This window comes from Streptomyces sp. SD31 (genome assembly GCF_052068475.1).
In the GTDB taxonomy this organism is placed as follows: Bacteria; Actinomycetota; Actinomycetes; order Streptomycetales; family Streptomycetaceae; genus Streptomyces.
In genome coordinates this window covers 329,961-356,616 of sequence record NZ_JBQHCX010000001.1, presented here as the reverse complement: position 1 = coordinate 356,616, position 26,656 = coordinate 329,961, and the positions used below count along the sequence as shown (strand labels likewise).

At 69.1% G+C, this 26,656-nt stretch carries 24 protein-coding genes and 1 tRNA gene; 14 read left to right on the top strand and 11 right to left on the bottom strand.

The window, feature by feature from the left end:
* Window positions 1–67: 67 nt before the first annotated feature.
* On the bottom strand, window positions 68–430 hold the full coding sequence (locus tag ACTMVF_RS01590) for a winged helix-turn-helix transcriptional regulator (protein ID WP_441269115.1): 363 nt from the start codon (window positions 428–430) through the stop codon (window positions 68–70).
* Window positions 431–559: 129 nt separating this feature from the next.
* Between ACTMVF_RS01590 and ACTMVF_RS01585 the strand changes: the two genes are divergently transcribed.
* Window positions 560–1,210 carry an FMN-dependent NADH-azoreductase gene (locus ACTMVF_RS01585; RefSeq protein ID WP_441269114.1) on the top strand — a complete coding sequence of 217 codons (651 nt, stop codon included), beginning with the start codon at window positions 560–562 and terminating at the stop codon, window positions 1,208–1,210.
* Between the two features lie 459 nt (window positions 1,211–1,669).
* Here ACTMVF_RS01585 and ACTMVF_RS01580 read toward each other — a convergent pair whose 3' ends face one another.
* On the bottom strand, window positions 1,670–3,010 hold the full coding sequence (locus ACTMVF_RS01580; RefSeq protein WP_441269113.1) for a glycosyltransferase 87 family protein: 1,341 nt from the start codon (window positions 3,008–3,010) through the stop codon (window positions 1,670–1,672).
* Between the two features lie 251 nt (window positions 3,011–3,261).
* On the opposite strand from ACTMVF_RS01580, the gene ACTMVF_RS01575 reads away from it, so the two are divergent.
* From ACTMVF_RS01575 to ACTMVF_RS01565, 3 genes are all read left to right on the top strand, one after another.
* The gene (locus tag ACTMVF_RS01575) at window positions 3,262–3,624 is read left to right on the top strand and encodes a DUF1304 domain-containing protein (protein WP_441269112.1); all 363 of its coding nucleotides are present in this window, start codon (window positions 3,262–3,264) and stop codon (window positions 3,622–3,624) included.
* A 275-nt stretch (window positions 3,625–3,899) separates the two neighbouring features.
* Window positions 3,900–7,622, top strand: coding sequence for an nSTAND1 domain-containing NTPase (locus tag ACTMVF_RS01570; protein WP_441269111.1), 3,723 nt, complete (start codon window positions 3,900–3,902; stop codon window positions 7,620–7,622).
* A gap of 476 nt (window positions 7,623–8,098) precedes the next feature.
* Window positions 8,099–8,860 carry a ribosome-inactivating family protein gene (locus tag ACTMVF_RS01565; protein ID WP_441269110.1) on the top strand — a complete coding sequence of 254 codons (762 nt, stop codon included), beginning with the start codon at window positions 8,099–8,101 and terminating at the stop codon, window positions 8,858–8,860.
* A 205-nt stretch (window positions 8,861–9,065) separates the two neighbouring features.
* On the opposite strand, the gene ACTMVF_RS01560 is transcribed toward ACTMVF_RS01565, so the two are convergent.
* Window positions 9,066–9,149: transfer RNA gene (locus ACTMVF_RS01560), tRNA-Leu, on the bottom strand.
* A 522-nt stretch (window positions 9,150–9,671) separates the two neighbouring features.
* Here ACTMVF_RS01560 and ACTMVF_RS01555 point away from each other — a divergent pair.
* The 8 genes from ACTMVF_RS01555 (at window position 9,672) to ACTMVF_RS01520 (ending at window position 18,583) form a co-directional block, all read left to right on the top strand.
* A complete protein-coding gene (locus ACTMVF_RS01555; RefSeq protein ID WP_441269109.1) occupies window positions 9,672–10,550 on the top strand; it encodes an FhaA domain-containing protein in 879 nt (292 codons plus the stop codon).
* A gap of 10 nt (window positions 10,551–10,560) precedes the next feature.
* On the top strand, window positions 10,561–11,073 hold the full coding sequence (locus ACTMVF_RS01550) for an FHA domain-containing protein FhaB/FipA (protein WP_003999678.1): 513 nt from the start codon (window positions 10,561–10,563) through the stop codon (window positions 11,071–11,073).
* A 128-nt stretch (window positions 11,074–11,201) separates the two neighbouring features.
* Window positions 11,202–12,746 carry a Stp1/IreP family PP2C-type Ser/Thr phosphatase gene (locus tag ACTMVF_RS01545; RefSeq protein WP_441269108.1) on the top strand — a complete coding sequence of 515 codons (1,545 nt, stop codon included), beginning with the start codon at window positions 11,202–11,204 and terminating at the stop codon, window positions 12,744–12,746.
* Between the two features lie 28 nt (window positions 12,747–12,774).
* Window positions 12,775–14,232, top strand: coding sequence for an FtsW/RodA/SpoVE family cell cycle protein (locus ACTMVF_RS01540; RefSeq protein ID WP_441269107.1), 1,458 nt, complete (start codon window positions 12,775–12,777; stop codon window positions 14,230–14,232).
* Window positions 14,229–15,704, top strand: a complete 1,476-nt coding sequence (locus ACTMVF_RS01535) for a peptidoglycan D,D-transpeptidase FtsI family protein (RefSeq protein WP_441269106.1) — start codon at window positions 14,229–14,231, stop codon at window positions 15,702–15,704. Before ACTMVF_RS01540 ends, ACTMVF_RS01535 begins: the two co-directional genes overlap by 4 nt.
* 169 nt (window positions 15,705–15,873) lie before the next feature.
* Window positions 15,874–17,880, top strand: coding sequence for a Stk1 family PASTA domain-containing Ser/Thr kinase (pknB, locus tag ACTMVF_RS01530; protein WP_441269105.1), 2,007 nt, complete (start codon window positions 15,874–15,876; stop codon window positions 17,878–17,880).
* Between the two features lie 270 nt (window positions 17,881–18,150).
* Window positions 18,151–18,378 (top strand): hypothetical protein, encoded by a 228-nt coding sequence (locus ACTMVF_RS01525; RefSeq protein WP_441269104.1) that lies wholly within the window; start codon window positions 18,151–18,153, stop codon window positions 18,376–18,378.
* A 25-nt stretch (window positions 18,379–18,403) separates the two neighbouring features.
* On the top strand, window positions 18,404–18,583 hold the full coding sequence (locus tag ACTMVF_RS01520) for a hypothetical protein (protein WP_441269103.1): 180 nt from the start codon (window positions 18,404–18,406) through the stop codon (window positions 18,581–18,583).
* A gap of 51 nt (window positions 18,584–18,634) precedes the next feature.
* Here ACTMVF_RS01520 and ACTMVF_RS01515 read toward each other — a convergent pair whose 3' ends face one another.
* Genes ACTMVF_RS01515 through ACTMVF_RS01490 form a run of 6 tightly spaced genes read right to left on the bottom strand, consistent with a single transcriptional unit; the run spans window position 18,635 to window position 23,066 of the window.
* Window positions 18,635–19,414: a class E sortase gene (locus ACTMVF_RS01515; protein ID WP_441269102.1), complete on the bottom strand. Its 780-nt coding sequence runs from the start codon at window positions 19,412–19,414 to the stop codon at window positions 18,635–18,637.
* 6 nt (window positions 19,415–19,420) lie between these two features.
* Window positions 19,421–20,710 carry a class E sortase gene (locus tag ACTMVF_RS01510; RefSeq protein ID WP_441269101.1) on the bottom strand — a complete coding sequence of 430 codons (1,290 nt, stop codon included), beginning with the start codon at window positions 20,708–20,710 and terminating at the stop codon, window positions 19,421–19,423.
* Window positions 20,707–21,345, bottom strand: coding sequence for an aminodeoxychorismate/anthranilate synthase component II (locus ACTMVF_RS01505; RefSeq protein WP_441269100.1), 639 nt, complete (start codon window positions 21,343–21,345; stop codon window positions 20,707–20,709). The genes ACTMVF_RS01510 and ACTMVF_RS01505 overlap by 4 nt, the downstream gene beginning before the upstream one ends.
* Window positions 21,342–21,539: a hypothetical protein gene (locus ACTMVF_RS01500; RefSeq protein ID WP_199830144.1), complete on the bottom strand. Its 198-nt coding sequence runs from the start codon at window positions 21,537–21,539 to the stop codon at window positions 21,342–21,344. The genes ACTMVF_RS01505 and ACTMVF_RS01500 overlap by 4 nt, the downstream gene beginning before the upstream one ends.
* Before the next feature lie 17 nt (window positions 21,540–21,556).
* Window positions 21,557–22,270, bottom strand: a complete 714-nt coding sequence (locus tag ACTMVF_RS01495; protein WP_441269099.1) for a class E sortase — start codon at window positions 22,268–22,270, stop codon at window positions 21,557–21,559.
* Window positions 22,271–22,289: 19 nt separating this feature from the next.
* Window positions 22,290–23,066, bottom strand: a complete 777-nt coding sequence (locus ACTMVF_RS01490; RefSeq protein WP_441269098.1) for a DUF881 domain-containing protein — start codon at window positions 23,064–23,066, stop codon at window positions 22,290–22,292.
* 141 nt (window positions 23,067–23,207) lie between these two features.
* Here ACTMVF_RS01490 and crgA point away from each other — a divergent pair, with 141 nt between their 5' ends.
* Window positions 23,208–23,462: a cell division protein CrgA gene (gene crgA, locus ACTMVF_RS01485; RefSeq protein WP_441269097.1), complete on the top strand. Its 255-nt coding sequence runs from the start codon at window positions 23,208–23,210 to the stop codon at window positions 23,460–23,462.
* A 267-nt stretch (window positions 23,463–23,729) separates the two neighbouring features.
* Here the strand turns inward: crgA and ACTMVF_RS01480 are convergent, their stop codons facing one another.
* Both ACTMVF_RS01480 and ACTMVF_RS01475 read right to left on the bottom strand, forming a co-directional pair.
* Window positions 23,730–24,617: a rhomboid family intramembrane serine protease gene (locus ACTMVF_RS01480; protein ID WP_441269096.1), complete on the bottom strand. Its 888-nt coding sequence runs from the start codon at window positions 24,615–24,617 to the stop codon at window positions 23,730–23,732.
* Window positions 24,618–24,737: 120 nt separating this feature from the next.
* Window positions 24,738–25,271 (bottom strand): peptidylprolyl isomerase, encoded by a 534-nt coding sequence (locus ACTMVF_RS01475; RefSeq protein WP_441269095.1) that lies wholly within the window; start codon window positions 25,269–25,271, stop codon window positions 24,738–24,740.
* Between the two features lie 327 nt (window positions 25,272–25,598).
* Between ACTMVF_RS01475 and ACTMVF_RS01470 the strand changes: the two genes are divergently transcribed.
* Window positions 25,599–26,312, top strand: a complete 714-nt coding sequence (locus tag ACTMVF_RS01470) for a DUF5324 family protein (protein ID WP_441269094.1) — start codon at window positions 25,599–25,601, stop codon at window positions 26,310–26,312.
* The last annotated feature ends 344 nt before the right edge of the window (window positions 26,313–26,656 follow it).

Below are 26,656 nucleotides of genomic sequence, written 5' to 3'. Positions count from 1 at the left end.
GTGCCGGTAGCGGCTTCGCCGTGGTAGCGGTAGCGGCTCACGGAGAACCCCCGCCGAATCACCGACCTCAGCAGTCCTCGGGCCCCGCCCCGGCCGCCAGATACTTCTTCGCCCAGCCACCCAGTTCGGTCAGCGCGGGCTCCAGCGCGGCGCCCGCCTCCGTCAACCGATACACCACCCGCAGTGGCGGGCCCTCGTACACCTCACGCACGACGAGTCCGGCGGCGGCCAGCTCGGTGAGCCGGTCGGAGAGCATGCGCTCGCTGATACCGGGAATCGCCCGGCGCAAGGAGACGAAGTACGCGGGACCCCTGGTCAGGACGGACACGATCGGGCCGGTCCAGCGCTTGCCGAGCAGTTGGAAGACGCGGGTGATGCCGTCGTCGACCCGCTTGCACGCCGCTACGTCGTGACTCTGCTCAGCCGCCATGCCTTCAGGGTACTGCCCTGTCGTAGGGGGATGAAAAAAAGTAAGTGACTGTGTTATTCATAGTCGAGTACGAATTCTTAGCCCGCGTGGCCGGAGCCCCGGCCGCTGCCGTCCCCTTTTGGAGACCTCATGGCAACGCTCCTGCACATCGACTCCTCGGTCTTCCCCACCGACGCCTCCACCTCCCGCGCCGTCACCGACGCCTTCCGCCGCACCTGGCAGGAACAGCACCCCGAGGGCACGGTGATCCACCGCGACCTCGCCATGAACCCCGTGCCGCACATCTCCGCCCACGCCCACACAGCCGGCTTCACCGACCCGGCCACGCACACCCCCGAACAGGCGGCGGCCTTCGCCGAGCGCGTGCAGCTGATCGAGGAGCTGGAGCGTGCGGACGCGGTGCTGATCGGCGCCCCGATGTACAACCTGACGATCCCGTCGACGCTGAAGGCCTGGCTGGACAACGTGGTCCTGTTCGGCCGTACGGCGGGCGACGCCCAGTCGGTCAAGGGCACCCCGGTCACCGTCATCGCGAGCCGCGGCGGCGCCTACGGGCCCGGGACGCCCCGCGAGGGCTACGAGTACGTGCAGAACTACCTGTCGGCGATCCTGGCCGACTTCCTCGGCACCGACCTCGACTTCATCGTCCCGGAGCTCACGATGGCCCCGGTCAACCCGGAGATGGCCGACCTGGTCCCCCTCTTCGAGGCCTCCCGCGAGCGCGCCCTCGACGAGGCCGCCGCGAAGGCTAAGCAGCTGGCCCAGCGGCTCGCGGCGTAGCCGGGGCGCGAGCCCGGAGTAGCTCGGGTTCGCGGCGCGGCACGGTCGGTGGCCGCACGCGCGCGTGGGGGCCCGCTCCAGCGGTACGGCCTTCCAAGGCGTCCCTACGCGCGCGTGGCAGGGAGTTGGAGCCCGAAGCCGGAGTCGAAGCCAGAATCGAAGCCGGAGTCGGCCACGACGCTTCACCGAGCCTCGTCGACTCCCCGCACCGACACACCGGTTGAGTACCCCGACGGGCTCCCCGGCGGGGAACCCGGCGAGTCCGCCGCCGCGTACTGCCCCACCGACGGCAGGCACAGCGCCACGACCAACCCGACCACCGCGAGCACGGTGACCCGCGCCGAATACGCGCCTCGGCGCTCCACCACTCCCCCCGAACGCCCACCCCGGCGCTCCACCACTCCCCCCGAACGCCCACCCCGGCGCTCCACCACTCCCCAGGGACGCGCGCCCCGCTCCTCACCCACGCCCGACACCCGCCCCCACCAACCGCCCGACCCGACGAGCGGCCGCCACCAGCTCCGTACGCCGGAACCAGCTGGCCAGCACCAGGGGATAGACCAGGTATCCGAACCGCGTCGCCGGGATCAGGCACATCGCCAGCCCCAAGCCGAGCGCCAACCGGTCCGCCGCCGCGACGACGGTCCGGGGCGGCCGTACCGCCAACGACACCGCCACGCCGACGGCGGCGGCCGCGAGGGCTGCCATGGCGAGGACGGAACCGCCGGGGACGTACGTGGCCAGCAGGTACCCCGGCAACGGACTGGCCGCCGGCGAGCGCACCCCGCCCTCGCCGAGCGGGAAGAGCACCACGTGCTCGACGAAGGCATGCGGGTCGGCCAGGGCCACCGGCACCACCGCGACCGCGGCCACCAGCACGGCGACCACACCGGCCCGTACCGCAGCCCGCCGCCCCGCCGTCACCGCGAGCAGTACCAGCCCGACCGGCAGCAGCGGCCAAGCCGTCCACTTCAGCGCGGCCGCGACCCCCATCGCCAGCCCGGCCGCCGTACCGGAACCGCCCCGGCCGGCGAGCGCCAGCCCCAGGCACATCAGCCCGATAACCGGAAGGTCGACGCCACCGACAGCCAGCGGCAGCGCTACGGCCGGGAAGGCCGCGAGGAGGAGCACGGCGGTGCGCGCCCTCGAGTCTCCGTCCGCTCCCGAGTCCCCGTCCGCTCCCAGGAAGTCGCGCCCTGGACGCCGGGCGGCGACGAGCATGCTCGCCAGGAACGCCGCGCAGAACCACAGCCGGGCGTCCGCGAGCGGCGTACCGCCGAACAGCGCGTGGGGTATCCCGAACAGCGCCATGCCGGGCAGGTAGGGGTTGTAGTCGTCGACGCCGGCGGGATGCGGCAGGTACGGGCTTCCCGAGTGCAGCAGCAGACCGCCCGAATGCTCGACGACCCGCACCTCCGACTGCGCGGCGCCCGCGACGATCATGAACGCCAGCGGGACCACGACGGATCCGAGCAGCGCCGCGACCGCACTGCGTCCGCCCCAGGGGCGCGGCGCCCGGCGGGCGAACTCCGCCGCGACGGCGTATCCGACGGCGGCGCAGGCACCCCAGATCCGGTGCGGGGTGAGGGTCGTGACCAGGGCAAGCGACAGCGCGAAGCCCGCGCAGCCGAGCCAGAACAGCACGTCTCGGCGCACCCGGGGAGCCACACGGGGAGCGCTGCCGGACGGCTTACGGCGGTCTTGGAGGGACGCCTGCCGGGCGGGGGCGCGGTCGGGGGCAGGCAGGGCGACGCCGGGCCTGACTCCGGAAACGACGAAGGCGAGTGACTCGGGTGGCATCGGTGGGCTCCTGGAGAAGGGGAGCTCCAATCTCGCGCCGAGGCCCCAGCGGCCACTTCGGCCGAACGGCCACCGTTCACCACCCCCGCGACGGGCAGCTCAGCCGAAAGACCGACCCGGCAACCGCGACGGACAGCTCAGCCGAAAGACCGACCCGGCAACCGAAGGACCGACCGGGAAGCCGAAAGACCGACCGGAGAACCGGAAGACCGACCGATCGGCCACAGCCCCCGCACCGGCACAATCACCGCATGCATCTGATCTCTGTCGTCCTCGTCGCCCTCATGGCGCTGCTGCACGCCTACATCCTGGTCCTGGAGATGTTCCTGTGGCAGCGCGGCCCGGGCCGCCGCTTCTCCGGCTTCGACGCCGAGATGGCCCGTTCCACCGCGGCGCTGGCGGCCAACCAGGGCCTCTACAACGGTTTCCTGGCCGCGGGCCTGGTCTGGGGCCTCATCGCCGACGACCCCACCGGCTACCGCGTCCAGATCTTCTTCCTGTCCTGCATCATCGTCGCGGGCGTCTACGGCGCGGCCACCGCCAACCGCCGCATCCTCTTCGCCCAGGCCCTGCCCGCCGCCGTGGCCCTCGCCACGGTCATCGCGGCCGGCTGACTCCCGCGCCGTGACCTGAGAGCTTCGTCACAGGTCACGGCCGCCGAGTGGCCAGGTGTTCGCTCGGCAATGAGAGCGCCAAGGCGGGACCGAGCCCGGCAACCCGGGAGTTGTCAGCCGTCCCCTCTCATCAGGGAAAACAGACTCAGCACCGCTGGTACGAACAACTTCTCCGGCGGACATCACAGCCGGAGAGGGTTCTCGCCCGAGGGGGACGAAAAGTACCTTGTGCTGCTGATCAGCTTTTTCTTCTTGTGTGCGAAAGAGGCTTCGCGATGGGCCGTCCCGAACTACCGGTCGACCCGGCGGCCGGGCCCGTGCAGCGACTCGCCCACGATCTTCGAGAGCTGCGCCGTTCGGCGGGTGGCGTGTCGTACCGGGCCATGGCGAAGAAGGCCGGCTTCTCGGTGACGACCCTGGCGAAGGCGGCGAGCGGCGAGCGACTGCCGTCGTTGGCCGTGCTCCGGGCGTACGTCCAGGCATGCGGCGCCGACCCCGTTCCGTGGGAGGCACGGTGGGCGGAGGCCGAGGCGCTGGCCGGGGAGGAGAGGCAGGAGGATGCCGACGCCGCACCGCCCTACCGTGGCCTCGCGCGCTTCGAGCCGGACGACCGTGAGCTGTTCTTCGGCCGGGACCGGCTGATCGACGAGCTGAGCGAGCTGGGGTGCGGGTCCCCGTTCGCGGTGGTGTTCGGGGCGTCCGGCAGCGGCAAATCCTCCCTGCTGCGGGCCGGTCTGATTCCGCTGTTGCGGGAGAAGATCGCGCAGCAGGGGCGTACGGCGGTGCTTCGGATCCTCACTCCGGGAGCGCGGCCCGCCACCACCTACGGACATCTGCTGACGCCGGAGGCCGACGATCCGGAGAGCTGGGTGGTGGTGGATCAGTTCGAGGAGGTCTTCACCCTCTGCCGCGAACGCGCCGAGCGGGACCGCTTCCTCGACCTTCTGCTCACCGCCCGTGACCCGGGAAGCCGACTGCGCGTGCTCATCGCCGTACGGTCCGACTTCTACGCGCGGTGCGCCGAGCACCCGCGACTGGCGGAGGCGCTGCACGGGAGTGGGCTCCTGGTCAGGTCCATGACCGCGGACGAGCTGCGCGAGGCGGTGATCGGTCCCGCGCAGGCGGCCGGGCTCATCGTGGAGCGGACCCTGACCGCGCGGATCGTCGAGGACGTGCTCGACGAGCCCGGCGGACTGCCGATGCTGTCCCACGCCCTGTTGGAGACCTGGCGGCGACGCAAGGGACGGATGCTGACCCTGGCCGCGTACGAAGCGGCCGGCGGGGTACGCGGCGCGATCGCGGCCAGCGCCGAGGAGGCGTACGCGGAACTCTCACCGGCGCAGGCGCACGCCGCCCGGCACCTGCTCCTGCGGATGGTCGAGCCCGGCCAGGGCAACGCCGACACGCGCCGCCCGCTCAGCTGGGAGGAGATGGCCGGGTGGGAGGACCCCGAAGTGCGAGCGGTCGTCGGGCGGCTGACCCGGGCCCGGCTGCTGACCACCGACGACGACGGAGTGCAGCTCGCCCACGAGGCGCTCATCACCAGCTGGCCGCGGCTGCGCGAGTGGATCGACGCGGACCGGGAGCGGCTGCGCCACCACCGGCAGCTGACCGACGCCGCCCGCACCTGGCTGGAGCACGACCGCGACCCGGGCACGCTCTACCGGGGCACCCGCCTGGCGCGGGCCGAGGAACTGTTCGCGGGCGACGACCGCGGCTACGACGGTCTGACGTCCGAGGAGACGGCCTTCCTGGTCACCGCGGCGGAGCAGCGTGCGACTGAGGAGCGGGCCGCCACCCGGGCCCGGCGCCGCAGCCGCACGCTCACGGCCTCGCTCTGCGCCGTGCTGGCCGTGGCCCTGGTCGTCGGCCTGGCCGCCGTACGACTGCGTCAGGACAGCGAGAAGCAGACCACCGACACGGCGGCCCGCCGGGTGGCCGCGGTCGCCGACGCGCTGCGGACCACCGACCCGCGCACCGCGATGCTGCTCGGCGTCGCCGCATGGCGCATCTCCGAGCTGCCGGAGTCCCGCCGCGCCCTGCTGGGCGCGCTGGCCCAGCCCGAACTGGGCAACTTCACCGACCCTGCGCCCGGTGACGAACCGAACCGGTACCTCGACAGCTCCGGGCGCACTCTGCTCAGCATCGGCGACAACACCTGGCGGACGTGGGATGTGGGCACCCACCGCCGTATCGCCTCGGGGCCGGTACCTCACGGGACGATACTCGGCGCGGGTTCGGGCGGCCGGGTGCTCGTCATCCAGACCGCCCAGCAGATCCAGCGGCTGTGGGACACCCGAACGAGGCGCTGGATCGGGGGCCCGTTGCCGTTCAGGGACACCGTGACCTTCGGGGCGAGTGGCCGCAATTTCCTGGTGAGGAGCCCGGACGACGACCGGGCCGGGCTCTACTCGGTCACCGACGGCCATCTGGTCTTCCGGACCCCGTCGGCCGGCCGGGGGGAGCTCACCCACGCGGCGGCCGACGACCGGCTGCTGGCCGTCTGCCCGCGCGGCCGGGCCCTGCAGGTCTGGGACACCTCCGCGCGCAGCGTCCGCTCCGGTGCCTGGACGAGAGCTCGCGGCGTCTGTGGCGACGGCGCCTTCCTGGGCCTCACCGGCGGCCGGCTCCTCGCTCTCGCCGGGGACCGGGTGCGTGTATGGGACACCACGTCGGGACGAGAGCTCGCCGATGTCGTCCACCCGGGTGCCGTTGGGGCCGTCCTGAGCGCGAACGGCTCGTTTCTGGCGACCGGCGGCGGCCAGGAGATCAGAGTGTGGCGTCTGCCCAGCGGCGGCGCCCCCGTTTTCCGGCACTCCTTGGACAACGAGACGCTCTCCGATCTCGCCTGGGACTCCTCGCGGCCCCTGTTGCGGTATCTCGAAGGGGGCACGGTCCACACCCTCGACCTCACCACGACGCTCACCCGCGCCTGGCGGACGAGTCCGCTCACCGGGGTCCGGCTCAGCCCCGACGGCAGGACGCTCGCCACCGCCGAACGTATCGGCGACCGCGACGTCTTCCGGCTGCGAAGCACACGCGACGGCCGTCTGCTGCGCACCCTGCCGGACCCGTCCCATCCCGCCTCCCGCACCGGCATACCGACGGCCCCCGCGGACGTCACCGAGCCCTTGCTGTCCTTCAGCCCCGACGGCGGCATGTTCGCGTACGGAGTCTCCGCGACCGGCTGGGACCCGGTGCCTCAGCGTCTGACGGTGTGGGACGTGGCCGCCGGACGGGCGAAGACCACGGTGGACCTGGCGAGGCCGTCCGCGACGCCGCCGGACGCGATCGCCCTGGGACCGGGCGGTCGTACGCTCCTCACCGCACGTCTGACCGACGACGGCTTCGTCAACGAGACATGGGACACCACCCAGCGGCGGAGGACGGCGCTCCTCCCCGCCCCGGCCGGCCGACATCTGGCCGTCAGCCGAGACGGCGGTCTCCTCGTGACCGACAACCGCGTCGTCCGAGCGGGCCGGTCCCACGCCCATGACCTCGTCCAGCACGACGACATCACAGCCATCGCCTTCGCTCCCGACGGCTCCGGCCTGGCGGCCGGCGACGGGACGGGGCGGGTGGCCGTCTGGGACGGCGACCTCCGGCACCGAGCGGGCATCCTGAGGAACGTCTTTCTGGCGCCCGTCGATCCGTCCTCCGACTCAGCCGAGACGATCACGGCCCTCGCATTCAGTCCGGACGGCAGCACGCTCGCCGTGGGCGGCGACGCGGGCACCGTCCAACTCTGGGACACCTCGACCCAGCAACCTCTCGGCCCTTCTCTGCCCACCCCCGGTGAAAGCATCGACACGCTCGCCTTCAGCCCGGACAGCACCATGCTGTACGCGGGCGGCGAGCACGTCCCGCTCCAGCGGTACGTGGTGGATCCGGACCGAGCGGTGTCCCTTGTCTGCGCCCGTGCCGGGAAGGCCGAGCTGACTCGTGCGCAGTGGCGCACCTACGTTCCGGACCGGCCGTACAGGCGGGTCTGTCCCTGACCGTCTCCGGTGCCGTGAATGACGGTCGGCTGTGCGCCTCGGGGCCGGTAGGGCGATGCGGCCCCGAGAGCCACTGCGGCGCCGGCGGCTCCCGAGGTGCCACCGCCCCGGCCGCGTCCTTGCCCACATCCAGGTGAGCCCGGCGACGTGGGAGACGACCGGACGGATCGTCCTGGGTCGCTCCGGGAAACGTGCGCGGGGCGAGCGCGCGGGCGAGGGCTTCGGCCCCCGGCGCGAAGAGGCGGGCGGGGCGTCGAGCAGGTTGCCGGGCAGCCGCCGTACGCCGGTGACGTCCTGCACCAGCGTGTCGCCCGCAAGGCAGAGGCGTGGAGCGACGACAGCGTTACGTCCGGACAACTAATGTGGAACTCGATCCTCCGGAATTGTATGCGGCGGCAAAAGGGGCCTGCCAGACAACCTCCCGGCTGTGAGCGTCGGTCGTGACATCGCTACACGTCGAACAACCGGAGCACACCATGCCCACCAGCGTCCTGATCGCGGTCACCTTGTCCGTCCTGCTCGGGATCCTGGTGTTCTTCACAGTGCCCAGGGACACCGAGACATCCGCCTCGACGGCGGCGGACCAGGTGAGGATCAACGCCGAGACCGTCGCCGGCAAGAAACACGTCGACTTCCCACAGGTCCGCTGGAACATCAACCGCGGCTCGGGCGCCTATCTGACCATGCTCGACCAGCTGCGCAACCTCGCCGAGACCTCGGCCAACGGCCGCGTCATGCCCGACGCCGACACCGAGGCGAACGTCGCCATCACCGGCAACACGGAGAGCCAGAGTTTCGCCGACATCGTGATCAGCAGCGGCAACCCCACCCCCGCGGTGCATGCGATCGTACGGCTCAGCGACTTCTGCGTCGTGCGGTTCTTCTCCCACGACATCCCGCACAACTTCGTCCTGAACCTCGCCCCCGACGTCCCCAACCATGAGGACGCCGACGACAACTGGTTCCTCGGCAAGGAGAGCTACGACGCCCTCACCCGCGTCGCGAACCAGTCGCTGACCGCCGTCAACCTGAACGAGTCCAGCCTCGAGAACAGCCTCAGCGACCTCGGCATCCGCAGCACCGACCGCACCGCCCAGGCGCGCGGCATGCTGCGCTACATCATCGCCATCACCGAGGCCTCCCGGTCCCGCCCCATCGCCAACCGCATCGCGAACGGCATGGACAACGGGTCCGACGTCTTCGTCACCGCACAGCAGGTCGGCCTGATACGTAACTAGGCCGGCATCAGCGGCATAGATCCCTCCGCCTCGGCACTCCAGCACCAACGAGACAGGCCCCACCCGTGAGATAGCTCACGCGTCGGGGCCTGCCGTATGCCCTGCTCAAGCTGTGTGATGCCTCACAGCGATCATGGAAACGAGAAACGGGCCCCTGCCGTGACTTCCGTCACCTGCAGAGACCCGTTTCATCGGTTTCTCAGCGTGCGCGAGGGGGGAGTTGAACCCCCACGCCCTTGCGGGCACTGGAACCTGAATCCAGCGCGTCTGCCTATTCCGCCACCCGCGCATTGGGTGTGTCTTCGGGCTTCTTTCCTTGCGGTCCGGCGCCTTCCGACACGCAGAACATTAGCACGCCGGCCAGGGTGGGTTCACATCCCTTACCCCCGGGCAGCCGCCCCACAGCCGCCCACCAGCACCGTCTGCACTCCCCCCGACAACCCCCGACAACCCCCGGACCAACCCGCGGCGCCCGCCGTTCCGTATCAACGAGTACCTGTTCACGTATCAACCTCGTACCGGTACCACGCATCTGTCCAGGAGCCGGTAGGGGTCCACAGCCAGGTGCGGGACACTGGTTTGCGGCCGCCTCTACGATCCATGGCAGGACGATGTCCCTGAGGAGTTCGAAGCGAGGAGTTCGAAGCAGAGCCCCACAGGGAACTTCGAGGGCGTCGACACCCGTCGACCGGGCCGACAGGGGGAACCAGCCGATTGACCGGCGCGTGGATACGATCAGTAAGCAGTACCAGGTGAAGCAGTGCCCGCCACGCGGGATGCAGGACGAAGCAGGCTACGGAGGAGGTGCCCCATGGGAGTCCTGAAGAAGTTCGAGCAGCGTCTCGAAGGTCTGGTCAACGGCACCTTCGCCAAGGTGTTCAAGTCAGAGGTCCAGCCCGTGGAGATCGCGGGAGCGCTCCAGCGCGAGTGCGACAACAACGCGACCATCTGGAACCGCGACCGTACGGTCGTCCCCAACGACTTCATCGTGGAGCTCAGCGCGCCGGACCACGAGCGCCTGAGCCCCTACTCCGGCCAGCTCGGCGACGAGCTCGCCGGCATGGTCCGCGACTACGCCAAGCAGCAGCGCTACACCTTCATGGGCCCGATCAAGGTCAATCTGGAGAAGGCCGACGACCTCGACACCGGCCTGTACCGCGTACGCAGCCGTACCCTCGCCGGCTCCACCGACCAGCAGAGCGGCGGCAGACCGGCTCCGGCACCCGCCGCCCCGGCCGGGCGGCCCGGCGGCGCCCAGGGCCAGGGCGGCTACGGCTATCCGCCGGCCGCCGCACCCGCGGGCGCCCCGCCCATGCCGGCCGCGCCGCCTCCGGGCGGCCGCCCCGGCGGTTACGGCTACCCGCCGGCCGCGGGCGGCCAGCGTCCCGCGGCACCCGCGGCCGCCGGACGTACCCGCTACTGGATCGAGATCAACGGCACCCGCCATCAGATCTCCCGCCCGACGCTGGTGCTGGGCCGCAGCACCGAAGCCGACGTGCGGATCGACGACCCCGGCGTCTCGCGCCGGCACTGTGAGATCCGGACCGGAACGCCCTCGACGATCCAGGATCTCGGGTCCACCAACGGCATCGTGGTGGACGGGCAGCACACCACCCGCGCTACGCTCCGCGACGGCTCGCGGATCGTCGTGGGCAGCACCACCATCATTTACCGGCAAGCCGAAGGGTGAAGCGGGGGCAATGTCAGAGCTGACCCTCACGGTCATGCGGCTGGGTTTCCTGGCCGTACTGTGGCTGTTCGTGATCGTGGCCGTGCAGGTCATCCGCAGCGACCTGTTCGGTACGCGCGTCACCCAGCGCGGCTCCAGGCGCGAAGCCGCCCGGCCGCAGCAGGCCGCCCGGCAGGCGGCGCCTCCGCAGCAGCGCGGCCAGCAGGGCGGCGGCCGCCAGCGCCGTAACGCCCCCACCAAGCTGGTCGTGTCCGAGGGCACCCTCACCGGCACCACCGTCGCGCTCCAGGGCCAGACCATCACCCTGGGCCGGGCGCACGACAGCACCATCGTGCTGGACGACGACTACGCCTCCAGCCGACATGCCAGGATCTACCCGGACCGCGACGGCCAGTGGATCGTCGAGGACCTGGGCTCCACCAACGGCACGTACCTCGACCGAACGCGGCTGACGACCCCCACACCGATTCCGCTGGGCGCGCCGATCCGCATCGGCAAGACCGTCATCGAGCTGCGGAAGTAGTGCTACATCATGAATAGGCGCGAGCGGAGCGAGCACGCGGCGTGGGCCCCCACCCCGGGCCCCGGCGCGCTCCCGACCGGAGGGTGGGCACCGTGCGGATGTACCCGGAGCCGACGGGCGAGGTGCGCATGAGTCTGTCACTGCGCTTCGCCGCCGGATCGCACAAAGGCATGATCCGGGAGGGCAACGAGGACTCCGGATACGCCGGACCCCGCCTGCTCGCCATCGCCGACGGCATGGGCGGCGCGGCCGCGGGCGAGGTCGCCTCCTCCGAGGCCATCTCCACCATCGTCGCGCTCGACGACGACGTCCCCGGCTCGGACATCCTCACCTCGCTCGGCACCGCCGTACAGCGCGCCAACGACCAGCTGCGCTCGATGGTCGAGGAGGACCCCCAGCTCGAGGGCATGGGGACGACCCTGACGGCCCTGCTGTGGACCGGTCAGCGCCTCGGCCTCGTCCACGTCGGCGACTCGCGCGCCTACCTGCTCCGCGACGGCGTCCTCACGCAGATCACGCAGGACCACACGTGGGTGCAGCGCCTCGTCGACGAAGGCCGCATCACCGAAGAGGAAGCCACCACCCACCCGCAGCGCTCCCTGCTGATGCGCGCGCTGGGCAGCGGCGACCACGTCGAGCCCGACCTCTCCATCCGCGAAGTCCGCGCCGGCGACCGGTACTTGATCTGCTCCGACGGCCTGTCCGGGGTGGTGTCCCACCAGACCCTGGAAGACACCCTCGCCAGCTACCAGGGCCCCCAGGAGACCGTCCAGGAGCTCATCCAGCTCGCGCTGCGCGGCGGCGGCCCCGACAACATCACCGTGATCATCGCGGACGTCCTCGACCTGGACACCGGCGACACCCTCGCCGGGCAGCTGTCCGACACCCCGGTCGTGGTCGGCGCCGTCGCCGAGAACCAGCACCAGCTGCACGACAACGGCATCATGCAGACCCCCGCCGGACGCGCCTCCGGGCTCGGCCGCCAGGTGCCCGGACAGGGCGGCGGAGGCGGCGAGTTCGGCCCGCCCGGCTCCGGCGACACCACCGGCTACATCCCGGCGGGCAGCTTCGGCGACTACGGCGACGACGACTTCGTCAAGCCCCGCAAGGGCCGCAAGTGGCTGAAGAGATCCTTCTACATCGCCCTCACGCTCGGCGTGATCGGCGGCGGTCTGTACGGCGGCTGGCGCTGGACGCAGACCCAGTACTACGTCGGCGCCAACGAGGAACACGTCGCGCTGTACCGGGGGATCAGCCAGGACCTGGCCTGGGTCTCGCTCTCGAAGGTGGAGAAGGACCACCCCGAGATCGAACTCAAGTACCTGCCGCCGTATCAGAAGAAGCTGGTCGAGGGGACCATCACCGAGGGCGGCCTGAAGGACGCCCAGGCGAAGATCGACGAGCTCGCCCTGCAGGCCTCCGCGTGCCAGAAGCGGGCCGAGCAGCAGGCCGCCGAGAGCGAGAAGAACTCCAGGACGGGCGAGGGCGAGGCCGGAGGCACCACGGGAACCACCCGTACCTCTCTTACGTCCAAGGCGACACCCACGCCGAATCCGTCGGCCACCAACTCCCCGAACCCGTCCACCTCCCCGACACCGACTGCGACGCCAAACCCCGGCCCGACTCTCTCGGAGGAAGAGCAGAAGGTCGTCTCGAACTGCGGTACGCAGTAGGCAAGCCGTGAGAGGCCCCGTCACATCCATGAGCGGTACGAATTCAACGAACTCGCCGACGCACCACACGTCCACGATCGGCGCGATCGGCGCACCGAGCCGACGCAACACCGAGCTCGCGCTGCTGGTCTTCGCGGTCGTCATCCCGGTGTTCGCCTACGCCAACGTGGGGTTGGCGATCGACGACCAGGTGCCGGCCGGGCTGCTCAGCTACGGCGTGGGGCTCGGCCTGCTGGCCGGCGTGGGCCATCTCGCCGTACGGAAGTTCGCGCCCTACGCGGACCCGCTGCTGCTGCCGCTGGCGACGCTGCTGAACGGACTGGGGCTGGTGGCCATCTGGCGACTGGACCAGTCGAAGCTGCTGCAACAGATCGGGCAGGCCGGCGGCAAGGCCACCAACCAGCTGATCTACACGGCGATGGGGATCGCCCTGTTCATCGTGGTGCTGCTCTTCCTCAAGGACCACCGCACCCTGCAGCGCTACACCTACATCTCCATGGCCGGCGCACTCTTCTTGCTGCTGCTGCCACTGGTGCCGGGCCTCGGCGCCGACATCACCTACGGCGCCAAGATCTGGATCCAGGTCGGCAGCTTCACCATCCAGCCCGGTGAGTTCGCCAAGATCGTGCTGGCGGTCTTCTTCGCCGGCTACCTCATGGTGAAGCGCGACGCCCTCGCCCTCGCCAGCCGCCGCTTCATGGGCCTGTACCTGCCGCGCGGCCGCGACCTCGGCCCGATCATCGTCGTCTGGATGATCTCGATCCTCATCCTGGTCTTCGAAACCGACCTCGGTACGTCGCTGCTGTTCTTCGGAATGTTCGTCATCATGCTGTACGTCGCCACCGAGCGGACCAGCTGGATCGTCTTCGGTCTGCTGATGTCCGCGGTCGGCGCCGTTGGCGTGGCCAGCTTCGAACCGCACGTCAAGACGCGTGTCCAGGCCTGGCTCGACCCGATGCGCGAGTACACGCTCAGCCAGGAGGGGGTCAGGGACGGCGTCGTCCACTCCGAGCAGGCCATGCAGGCCCTGTGGGCCTTCGGCTCCGGCGGCACCCTCGGCACCGGCTGGGGCCAGGGCCACTCCGAGCTCATCCGGTTCGCCGCCAACTCCGACTTCATCCTCGCCACCTTCGGCGAGGAGCTGGGCCTCGCCGGCGTCATGGCGATCCTGCTGATCTACGGCCTGATCGTGGAGCGCGGCGTGCGCACCGCCCTCGCCGCCCGCGACCCCTTCGGCAAGCTGCTCGCCATCGGCCTCTCCGGCGCCTTCGCGCTCCAGGTCTTCGTCGTGGCCGGCGGTGTGATGGGCCTGATCCCGCTGACCGGTATGACGATGCCGTTCCTGGCGTACGGCGGCTCCTCCGTCATCGCCAACTGGGCACTCATCGGCGTGCTCATCCGCATCAGCGACACCGCGCGCCGCCCCGCGCCCGCCCCTGCCCCCAACCCCGACGCCGAGATGACCCAGGTGGTCCGCCCGTCATGAACAAGCCCCTGCGCCGGATCGCGATCTTCTGTGGCCTCCTCATCCTCGCCCTGCTCATCCGGGACAACTGGCTCCAGTACGTCAAGGCCGACAGCCTGAAGGACGACCCCAAGAACCGCCGGGTCGCCATCGAGCGCTATGCCACGCCGCGCGGCAACATCATCGTCGGCGGAAACCCGATCACCGGGTACGCGGAGACGACGACGGGCGACTTCAAGTACAAGCGCACGTACAAGAACGGCGCGATGTGGGCGCCCGTCACCGGCTTCGTCTCGCAGGCCTACGGCGCCAACCAGCTCGAGTCCATCGAGGACGGCATCCTCAGCGGCACCGACGACCGCCTCTTCTTCCGCAACACCCTCGACATGATCACGGGCAAGGAGAGGGAAGGCGGCAACGTCGTCACCACCCTCAACGCCGCCGCGCAGAAGGCCGCGTACAACGGCCTGAAGGCGCAGGGCGGCAAGGGCGCCGTGGCCGCCATCGAGCCGTCCACCGGCAAGATCCTGGCGCTGGCCTCCTACCCGTCGTACGACCCCGGCACGATCGCCGGCGGCAGCACCTCCGACGAAGAGGCCTGGAAGAAGCTCCAGAAGAAGAACAACCCCGACGACCCGATGCTCAACCGGGCGCTGCGCGAGGTCTACCCGCCCGGCTCGACCTTCAAGGTCGTCACCGCGGCCGCGGCACTGGAGAACGGCCTCTACACGGACGCGGACCAGAACACCAAGACGCCGCTGCCGTGGACCATGCCGGGCACCACGACCGTGCTGAAGAACGAGGGCAACATCCCCTGCAAGAACGCCAAGCTGCGGGTCGCGCTGCAGTGGTCCTGCAACACCGTCTTCGGCAAGATCGGCTCCGACCTCGGCAACGACAAGATGCTGGAGGAAGCCAAGAAGTTCGGCTTCACCGAGGAGCAGTTCACGCCGGTCCGCACCAGCGCGTCGGTCTTCTCCGACGACATGAACCCCTCGCAGACCGCGCTGTCCTCCATCGGCCAGTTCAACACCGCCGCCACGCCCCTGCAGATGGCCATGGTCGCCTCGGCCGTCGCCAACGACGGCACGCTGATGAAGCCGTACATGGTCGACGAGGTCCAGACGCACAACCTCGACCCCCTCGAGAAGACCACCCCCGAGGAGATGAGCAAGCCGCTGTCGGCGGAGAACGCGGAGATCCTGCAGTCGATGATGGAGACGGTCGTCGAGGAGGGCACGGGTAAGAACGCCCGGATCGACGGCGTCAAGGTGGGCGGCAAGACCGGCACCGCCCAGCACGGCGTGGACAACAGCGAGAACCCCTACGCGTGGTTCATCTCCTACGCCAAGCTCAGCGACAACAGCTCACCCGTCGCCGTGGCCGTGGTGGTCGAGGACGAGAACGCGGTCCGCGACGACATCTCCGGCGGCGGCCTCGCGGCCCCCATCGCGAAGAAGGTCATGGAGGCGGTCATCGGCAACAGGAAGTGACCCCGCTCACGTCCCCTTCACATCGGTGCACGTTGCGATACCGGTCCTGTATCGGGTTACGGGCTTGGCCAGGTCACACAAGATGAGCCGGGTACGGTATGCCCGGACGGACCACCGCCACACCCACAAGGGTGAGGGCGGGACCGACGGAGAGGGCTGGTAGGTAGCTATGGAAGAGCCGCGTCGCCTCGGCGGCCGGTACGAACTGGGCCAGGTGCTCGGTCGTGGTGGCATGGCGGAGGTCTACCTCGCGCATGACACCCGCCTCGGCCGCACCGTGGCGGTGAAGACGCTGCGAGCGGACCTCGCGCGCGACCCGTCCTTCCAGGCCCGGTTCCGCCGGGAGGCCCAGTCGGCCGCCTCGCTCAACCATCCCGCGATCGTCGCGGTCTACGACACGGGCGAGGACTACATCGACAACGTGTCGATCCCGTACATCGTCATGGAGTACGTGGACGGCTCCACGCTGCGTGAGCTGCTCCACTCCGGCCGCAAGCTGCTGCCGGAGCGCGCCATGGAGATGACCATCGGCATCCTCCAGGGTCTCGAGTACGCCCACCGCAACGGCATCGTCCACCGCGACATCAAGCCCGCGAACGTCATGCTGACGCGCAACGGCCAGGTCAAGGTCATGGACTTCGGCATCGCCCGCGCCATGGGTGACTCCGGCATGACGATGACCCAGACCGCGGCCGTCATCGGCACCGCCCAGTACCTCTCGCCGGAGCAGGCGAAGGGCGAGCAGGTGGATGCTCGCTCGGACCTGTACTCGACCGGCTGTCTGCTCTACGAGCTCCTGACGGTCCGCCCGCCCTTCGTCGGCGACTCCCCGGTCGCGGTGGCCTACCAGCACGTCCGCGAGGAGGCCCAGGCCCCGTCCGTCTTCGACCCCGAGATCACGCCCGAGATGGACGCGATCGTGTTGAAGGCCCTCGTCAAGGACCCCAACTACCGCTACCAGTCGGCCGACGAGATGCGCGCCGACATCGAGGCCTGCCTCGACGGCCAGCCGGTGGCGGCGACCGCGGCCATGGGCTCCGTCGGCTACGGCGGCTACCCCGACGACCAGCCGACCACGGCCCTGCGCGCCACGGACGCCGGCGCCACGTCGATGCTGCCGCCCATGAACCCCGACGACGGCGGCTACGGCTACGACGACCGCGTCGACCGACGCCGCCAGAAGAAGTCCAACACCTCGACGATCCTGCTGGTCGTCGCGGCTGTGCTGGTGCTCGTGGGCGCGGTCCTCATCGGCAAGTGGGTGTTCGACGGGCAGGGCGCGAGCAACGACACCGTGGCCGTCCCGAGCCTCGTCGGCGAGACCCAGAACAGCGCGAAGGAACTACTCGGCAACGTCGACCTCAAGCTGGGGCAGGTCACCAAGAAGGAGTGCGCGGACGAGCCCGCGGGCAACATCTGCGAGCAGGACCCTGCCGCCAAGACCAAGGTCGACAAGGGCTCCACGGTCAACATCGTGGTGTCGACCGGGGCGCCGAAGGTGACGGTGCCGGATGTCACGGGCCTGACCTTCGACAAGGCGAAGGCCCAGCTCGAGGACAAGGGCTTCACCGTCGAGCAGAAGACCGAGGAATCCGACCGGACTCCAGGCGTCGTCATCAGCCAGGACCCCGAGGGTGACACGGAGCAGGAGAAGGGCTCGACGATCACCCTCACCGTCGCCAAGGAGGAAGAGAAGGCCACCGTGCCGGACGTCCTCGGCAAGTCCTGCGACGAGGCGAAGGCCCAGATGACGGCCAACGACCTGGTCGGCAACTGCACCGAGGTGGAGACCCAGGACCCGAACCAGGTCGGCAAGGTCATCGCGACCTCGCCGCAGGCCGGCAGCCCGGCCGACAAGAACTCCTCGGTGAACATCCAGATCGGCAAGGCCGCCGAGCAGCAGCAGGTGACGGTGCCGACCGTGACCCAGCTGTCGCTCAAGGACGCCAAGAAGGCCATCGAGGACGCGGGGCTGACCGTAGGCAGCATCCAGGGTTCCCAGGACGACAACGCCGTCGTCATCACCCAGGACCCGCAGCCGAACACCCAGGTCGCCCAGGGCACCGCGGTCAACCTGATCGCCCTCGACCAGAACGGCAACAACAACGGCGGCGGCGACAATGGCGGCCAGATCTTCGGTGGCGTGACCGGAACGTCCGCCCGCACGGAGGACTGACCCCCCGGCCTACATGGCTGAGCCCCGGCGCCCTGAGCAGGGTGCCGGGGCTCAGCCATGTCCGGCTGCCGTGACCACCGAGCCGTAGGACAGTCGTTCCTCCGTCGATCGTGTCTTCCCATTTCACGACTCGTTGATCAGGTGGGGGTGGGGAGTCAGAGCTCTGCCCCGGCCATACGGCCACACCGCCACAGACGGAGGCGCAGAACGTGATCAACGAATCGGCACTGTCTCACCATCTACTCCCGCCGCGCCGTCCTCACCATCGCCATGCTTCTCCGCGACAGCGACATCGCCCGTCAGGTACGCACGTACCTCCTCGACATGGAGTACCTGGCCCGCACACAGCCTGTGGAAAACCCGGCCCCCGCTGACGTCATCTCCCTCGACGACCGCATCGACCAACGCATCAGCCACGTCCTGGGCAAGACCGTCGTCCCCATGTTCAACGCCCTGATCGAAACGTCAGGCGAGCATCCAGTGCAAGAACCGGGCTAGTCGCTCGTCCGTCCCCAGCGCCGACATGCAGAAGTTCGCCGGCGCCGCCCGAGCCGTCGACCGCGTCCACATCGCCCTGTCCGTCGCCACCGGCAACTTCAGCCTGGAAGCACAGGCGATCGCCGACCTGAGCGGCGTCATCACTGTGAACCGCGACGAGCTGGAGGCATGGAGCGCCGGAGTGCGGCTCAAGGCACTGCGATAGGCACCACGCGCAAAGGCATGCTAGGGGACAGAGGTCCTCGAAGAACCTCTGTCAGCCGCGCAGCTCCTCCGGCAACGTCCGCTCCGCATCCACCTTCTCCACCCGCTCCAACTCCCCCCACACGATGTACCGGTACCGGCTCGTATACACCGGCGTACACGTCGTCAGCGTGATGTAGTGCCCCGCCTTCGTCTTGCCCGACTCCTTCGGGACGGCGGACAGCACCTTGACGTTGTACTTCGACGTCTCGGGAAGGACGGCGTAGACCTTGTAGACGTACCACTTGTCCTTCGTCTCGAAGACGATCGGGTCACCCTTCCCGATCTTGTGGATGTTGTGGAACTCCGCGCCGTGACCGTCGCGGTGGGCGGCGAGGGAGAAGTTGCCCTTCTTGCCCGAGGTCGGCAGGGTCGCCTTGACCGGGTCGGTGTAGTAGCCGGCCACGCCGTCGTTGAGGACCTTCGACGACGTGCCCTTCTCGACCAGGATGTCTTCCCCGCTCATCGTGGGAACGTGCAGAAAGCCGATGCCGTTCTTCGAGTCGAACTCGGCGGGACGGCCGGAGTCCCCGTCGTCCTGGTGGGCCCAGATGTCACGGACCTTGTCGGCCTGTTTGCTCGCCTCACGGTCGGCGACGACGTTCGTCCACCACAAGGAGTAGACGACGAACAGGCCCAGCACCAGGCCCGCCGTGATGAGGAGTTCCCCGAACACGCTGACCGCCATCGCGATCCGGCCCATGCCGCGGCGGCGAGCCGGCCGGTGCGTGGACTCGGTCGCGGCGGCGCGCTCCGCGTGCTCGGTGTCGTCGGTCGTCGCTGCCACGTTCATCTGCCCTTAACTGACGAGCGCATCCGGCTTGCCCTTGCTGCGCGGCCGTTCCTCGACCATCTTGCCCCAGACGATCATCCGGTACTTGCTGGTGAACTCCGGCGTGCACGTGGTGAGCGTGATGTAACGGCCCGCCTTGGTGAAACCCGAGTCCCGCGGAACCGGATCCAGCACGCTCACATTGCTCGGCGACGTCACCGGCAGGATCGACGCCATCTTGTAGACGAAATACTTGTCCTGCGTCTCCACGACGATCTCGTCACCGGGCGTCAGCCGGTTGATGTACCGGAACGGTTCGCCGTGCGTATTACGATGCCCGGCCAGCCCGAAGTTCCCGGTCTTGGCATCCGGCATCGCCGTCTTCAGCTTGCCCTCGCCGTAGTGACCGACCATGCCCCGGTCGAGCACCTTCTTGTTGCTGACGCCCTCCGCGATCGGAACGACGACGTCCAGCTTCGGAATGTGCAGGATGGCGAAACCCTGCCCCGGCTCGAACGTCCCGGGGTTGCGCTTGCCGCTCGCCCAGTCGTCCTGGAGGCTGCTCGCCTCCTTGTCCGCCTGCGCATGCGCCCGGACGTTGGTCCACCACAGCTGGTAGCTCACGAACAGCAGCATCAGCACACCGGTGGTGATGAACACCTCCCCGATCGCCCGGCTCGCAAGGACGGCCGGACTGGGCCTGCGCGCCCGCGCCTGCCTACGGGCCTCCAGACGCGAGAGGGGGGCCTGAGAGGCCGCCGAGCCACTCTCGGCCGCCTCACCGGCCTCGGACTCCTGACGGGAGCCGCCATGACGCCCGTGACGCCGCTTGGCGGCCTTTCTACGGGCCGCACGACCGCCCGTAGGGGTTCCTGTGGCCGAAGGGGCGGAGGAGGCCGGAGAAGCCGATATGGACTCGCCGACGGGCGGATCGGCAATCCGCAACGCCACGGTCTCGTCGTCGGGAGGGGGTATGTACGGCGCCGCGTGCGGTTCCACGCGCGGCTCGGCGTACGGTTCCACATGCGGTTCCGCGTACGGCTCTTGGGACGCGGCAGCCCCCTCGGCGCCGTAACCGCCGGCGCCGTAGCCCTCGCCCCCATAGCCATCGCTGCCGTAACCGTCAGCGCCATACCCCTCGGCGCCCCGCCCCTGAGCGACGTGAGTCTCCCCGCCGTACCACTCCCCGAGCGCACCGGACTCCTCGTACGGCTGTTGCCCGTACGAGGTGCCCTGGCCGCCGGCGCCGCCGTAGGAATCCGTGAAGGACTCCCCGTACGCGGCGCCGGACTCGCGCTCGGGGCGCAGCGCGGTCACGCCGTGGCCCTGCCCACCACCGGGGCGAGCCCCGCCGACCTCGCCACCGCACCCTGGTCGCCGCACTCCACCAGCCAGTTGGCCAGCATCCGGTGCCCGTGCTCGGTCAACACCGACTCGGGGTGGAACTGCACACCCTCGACCGGAAGTTCACGGTGCCGCAGCCCCATGACGATGCCGTCGTGCGTGCGCGCGGTCACCTCCAGCTCGGCCGGCACCGTCTCCGGCTCGGCCGCGAGGGAGTGGTAACGCGTCGCCGTGAACGGCGTCGGCAGGCCCGCGAAGACACCCCTGCCCTCGTGCTCGACCAGCGAGGTCTTGCCGTGCAGCAGCTCCGGCGCACGATCCACCACACCGCCGTACGCCACCTGCATCGACTGCATGCCGAGACAGACACCGAAGACCGGCACCCCGGTCGAGGCACAGTGGCGCACCATCTCGATGCAGACCCCGGCCTCCTCCGGCGTACCCGGCCCCGGCGACAGCAGCACGCCGTCGAAGCCGTCCTGGGCGTGCGCCGTCGACACCTCGTCGTTGCGCACCACCTCGCACTCGGCGCCCAGCTGGTACAGGTACTGGACCAGGTTGAAGACAAAGCTGTCGTAGTTGTCCACGACGAGAATGCGCGCGCTCACTGGTTGTCCACCGTCACATCGTTGAAGGGCAGAAGCGGTTCGGCCCACGGGAAGACGTAGTTGAACAGGACGTAGACCACGGCCACGACCAGAGCGAGGGAGATCAGCGCCCTCACCCACGCATTCCCCGGCAGATGCCGCCAGATCCAGCCGTACATGCCGTCCCTTCCGTCGCACCACGGCACCAGACTCACGCCGTACAGCCAACAGACTAACGGCGCAACGCCTCCGGTTTCCCGGCCTCCACAGGCTGAACGGCGTCCAGATGCGCCCACACGATCAGCCGGTGACTGTGCCCCCACTCCGGATCACACGTGGTCAGGGTCAGATACCGGCCCTCACGCGTATACCCCGACTTACGAGGCACAGGGTCGATCACCTCAATGTCCGTGGGCAGTGTTTTGTAAGGGCCTTTGTCGATCCGATACGTGAACCAGGACGCCCCGTCCGTCAGCACCACCGCGTCACCGGGACGCAGTCTGGGGAAGTCCTTGAACGGATCGCCGTACGTGCGGCGGTGACCGGCGACCGAGAAGTTGCCCTTCTGGCCGAGCTGGGCGGTGTTCGCGTAGTGGCCCAGCCCCTTCTTGAGGGTCTTGGTGGCGGTGCCTTCGAGCACCGGCTTGTTCCACGTGAAACCAAGACGCGGGATGTACATGATCGCGAAAGGCTCGTCCGCGGTGTACGGCGCGGGCTTCGGCGGACTCGACTGCGGGTTCTTGCCCGGACTCGCGGCGCCACCGGATGTCGCATCCGTCGGCCGCACCGCGCCCTGCGCCCACCGCTGCTGTAACCGATCGATCTGATCGTCCATGACGTGGTCGGCCTTCACGCCGGTCCAGAACAGCACATGGACGACAAAAAGAACGATCACCGTGCCGACGGTGATACACAGCTCGCTGACGGTCCTGACGACAACACGCACCGGCAGCTCCAGAGAAGGCTCACTCCACGGGCTTGGCGTACTGCAGATCCACTGTGCCCGAGTAGCCCGGCAGAGTCACCGTCCCGTCCTCGGTGACTTTCCAGCCGAGGCCGTAGACATTGACGTACACCATGTAGTTCTGAATCGCCGGCGAAGCCGCGAGCGCCTTCTGCATCTTCTCCGGATCACCGACCGCCGTGATCTTGTACGGCGGTGAGTAGACCCGCCCCTGGAGAATCAGGGTGTTGCCCACGCAGCGCACCGCGCTGGTGGAGATCAGCCGCTGGTCCATGACCTTGATGCCCTTGGCGCCGCTCTGCCACAACGCGTTGACCACGGCCTGGAGATCCTGCTGGTGAATCACCAGATAGTCCGGCTGCGGCTCGGGATAACCGGGGAGCTTGGCCGTGGCGTCCGGCGGGGCGTCGTTCAACGTGACCGTGATCGCCTCGCCCGTCAGCCTCTGCGTCCCCGCCCGCTGCTCCAGCGCCGCCAGTTTGTCGTCCTCGGCCTTGGTGCTGCCGTCGTCGCGCTCGGCCAGCGCCTCCACGTCGTCACGCAGGGCCGCGTTGGACTCGTTGAGCTCACCGTTCTCGTGGCTGCGCTCCTGAATCAGGTCCGAAAGCTTCAGGAGCGAGGCGTCCGTGCGGATGTTGGTGCCCTTGGCCGTATTGAAGCTCGTGAAGAATATGAGCCCCGCGAGAGCGAAGACAGCCGCGGTCAGCACCCGCACCGGCCGGAAACGGCTGCGGACAGGACTGGATCCTGACCCGGGGGAGTCGGCAGAATTGCTCAACGTACCCTTATCTCCTTCGGCGCCACGGAAGCACTACGCTAACGGACGCCCGGGGGAGCAATCAGAGTCCCCTTGTACGCTGCCCCGAGCCAGCCACAGTTCCCTGCGCGGCCACGCAGCGCATCGACAGGAGAGACCCTCGTGCCGAAGTCACGTATCCGCAAGAAGGCCGACTACACGCCGCCGCCGTCGAAGCAGGCGACCGCCATCAAGCTGCACAGCCGCGCGTGGGTCGCACCCGTGATGCTGGCCATGTTCCTCATCGGCCTCGCCTGGATCGTCGTCTTCTACGTGACCGACGGTTCGCTGCCCATCGACGCGCTGGGCAACTGGAACATCGTGGTGGGCTTCGGCTTCATCGCCGCCGGATTCGGTGTCTCCACGCAGTGGAAGTAGCGGGGAAGCAGCGGTGAACGCAGCTCTGCCCAGGGCTATCCGGTGAGTTATCCACAGCCGTTTTCCACATGTTGAAAAGAAAGACGATCTGTGGATAACCCATCGGCAGTTGACGCCGGTGTGACGGAACTACCGGTCAACCACGACTTGCCGAAAACCTGTTCGCCCCTTGTCTGACCTGCGGAAACGTTGGCTCCAGACAGGGGGCACAGTCGTTCCCGCACAGCATGCACAAGATCCGGCACAGGCTGTGGACAAAAAGACGCGTCAGGTGAGCTGCGCGGTCCTGAGCAGGGTCAGGAGCACCACGACAGCCAGTACGAGAGCGGAAGCCCCGTACTGTACGAGAGCGCGGTGTTCGCGCGGGGCGTGGACCATCGCATAGCCCGTGATGACACCGGCGACGAGGCCACCGATGTGGGCCTGCCAGGAGATGTTGAAGCCTGGGCTGAAGGTGAAGATCAGGTTGATCACCAGCAGGGCGATGATCGGCCGCATGTCGTAGTTGAGCCGCCGCATCAGGACGGCGGTGGCACCGAACAGGCCGAAGATGGCACCGGAGGCGCCGAGCGTGGCCGTGGTCGGAGAGGTCAGCAGATAGGCGAGGGCGCTGCCCGCCAGGCCCGAGACGAAGTAGACGGTGAGGTAGCGGGCCCGGCCGAGGGCGGCTTCCAGGGGGCCGCCGAGAAACCACAGGCTGAGCATGTTGAAGCCGATGTGCCATGGCTCCTCGTGGGTGAACATCGAGGTGACCAGGCGGTACCACTCGCCTCCGGCGACGCCCTCGGTGGGCGTGAAGGGGGCCGGCGGCCACGCGCCGAGGAGGACCAGGTCAGTGAGCAGTGACGACCACACGTGCACGGCGATGAAGACCGCGACGTTGATCCCGATGAGGATCTTGGTGAACAGCCGGGGGTCGGCCGTGATGGTGCCGCCGGCCAGAGTGCGGGGCTGGGAGGCGGTGGGGGCGTGCCCCGTGCCGGAGCCGCTACGGACGCAATGGGGGCACTGGAAGCCGACGGAAGCGCTGACCATGCAGTCCGGGCAGATGGGGCGCTCGCAGCGGGTGCAGCGGACGCCGGTCTCGCGGTCCGGGTGGCGGTAGCAGACGGGCAGGCTCTGCGCGTCCTGCGGGCTGCCTGCCGACTGGTCCATGAGGTCCCCTAGGTCGTCTTACGCGGTGCACGTCCTCAATACACCGCCCCGCTCATCCTTACGGACGAGCGGGGCGTTTGGTTCCCAGGGGGAGGTGCCGGACTCAGTCGCGTCCCGGACTCAGCCTTCGCGGGTCTCGACAACGACCGACTCGATGACGACGTCGTTCAGCGGTCGGTCGGTGCGCGGGTTGGTCTGGACGGTCGCGATGGCGTCGACGACCTTCTGGCTGGCGGGGTCGGTGACCTCGCCGAAGATGGTGTGCTTGCGGTTCAGCCAGGCCGTCGGGGAGACGGTGATGAAGAACTGGGAGCCGTTGGTGCCCGGGCCCGCGTTGGCCATGGCGAGCAGGTAGGGCTTGTCGAAGCGGAGGTCCGGGTGGAACTCGTCCTGGAACTGGTAGCCAGGGCCGCCGGTGCCGTTGCCGAGCGGGTCGCCGCCCTGGATCATGAAGCCGCTGATGACGCGGTGGAAGACCGTGCCGTCGTAGAGCTTGGCAGGGGCCTTCTCACCGGTGGTGGGGTTCGTCCACTCACGCTCGCCCTTGGCTAGCTCGACGAAGTTCTTGACCGTGATCGGCGCGTGGTTCGGGAGGAGCCGGACCTGGATGTCGCCGTGGTTGGTCTTCAGGGTGGCGTAGAGCTGCTCGGCCACGATCTGCCTTCCGTTGTCTTTCTGTGACTCCCCGATCCTCGCACGGACGGCGTCTGACGTCGCCCGTCGCTCGTTCATGGGCACGCAACCTGGGCGATCCCTTGCAGAAAACTGCGCGAGTACTCCCGGGATAGGGCGCGCGGAGCGGGTATCCGTGGCATTGTCGACGACAAGCTCCCCTTGCCCCTTATTGATCCGCTATTGCACTCGATCATCTCCATCCGCACCCATATGCCTGCCTTCGCATGCTGCGGAGCGGTCGGGGAGGCATGATCCGTAAAAGGGTGGAGAGTCGAAATACCGTACGCCACCGAGGAGGAGGATCCCGTGACCCGCATCGACAGCGTGCGCGCCGCGACCGGCTCGGCGAAGGACAGCGTGCTGCACGCCGCGGAAGTGGTGGCGCCCTACGCCGACACCGCCAAGGACAGGGCCGCGCACTACGCACACGAGGCACGCGTACGGCTCGCGCCGAAGGTGACCCAGGCCACCGAGCAGGCCCGCGTGCAAGCCCTGCTGCAGTACGGGGCGCATGTGGCGCCGCGTCTGGAGCAGGCCCGTTCACATGTGCCGCTGAAGGTCGACCTGGCCGCTCATGAGGCGGCTGCCCGTACGCGCAAGGCGGCCCGGCAGGCCGCCGACTATTCCCGGCCGAGGATCGAGCAGGCGGTGGCCGCGGCCGGGCCCGTCAGGGGCGAGGCCGCTGCGCGTGGTGCCGCCGCACTGGCTGCGCTGCGCGGTCAGATCTCGCCGAAGGAGATCGAGAAACTGGTACGCAAGCACCAGCGGCGTGCCAAGGCCGGCCGGGCCGCGAGGATGCTGGCGGTGGTCGGTGTTCTCGCGGGTGGTGCCTTCGCCGCCTGGAAGTGGTGGGACAAGCAGGCCAACCCGGACTGGCTGGTCGAGCCCCCTGCCGCGACCGAGGTGCCGGAGTCGAGCCGTCTTTCTTCGGTGGACGGCAGCGGCCAGTCCGCTCTCGACCCTGAGGTCCAGGCGAAGGAGGCCGAGGAGGAGGCTGCCCGGCGCGACGAGGGCCGGTGATGTGAGGGCAGCTGATGTGTGAGGGCCGATGACGGCCTGCACACCGAACTGCACTGTGGGGCGGAGGACTTGGGAGTCCTCCGCCCCACAGCGACGTTTCACGTGGAACATCGCCGGCGCTGTGGCCGGAGCCGAAGTACAGGAAGGTGACGTCCGTCTGACGCGGTGACAGTTGACCCCGATCTCCGCGTAGAGGTTGAGGCTTTCCTCAAGGTGCCCGAGGGGCCCGGCGAGGCCTGCCGGCGCTCCCGGCGACCTCGGGACGGGGCGTGTTTACGCACTCCCTCCACGATGACGTTTGCAACGGGCCGCGCGTGAAAGTACCGCACAGATGTTCTTAACGG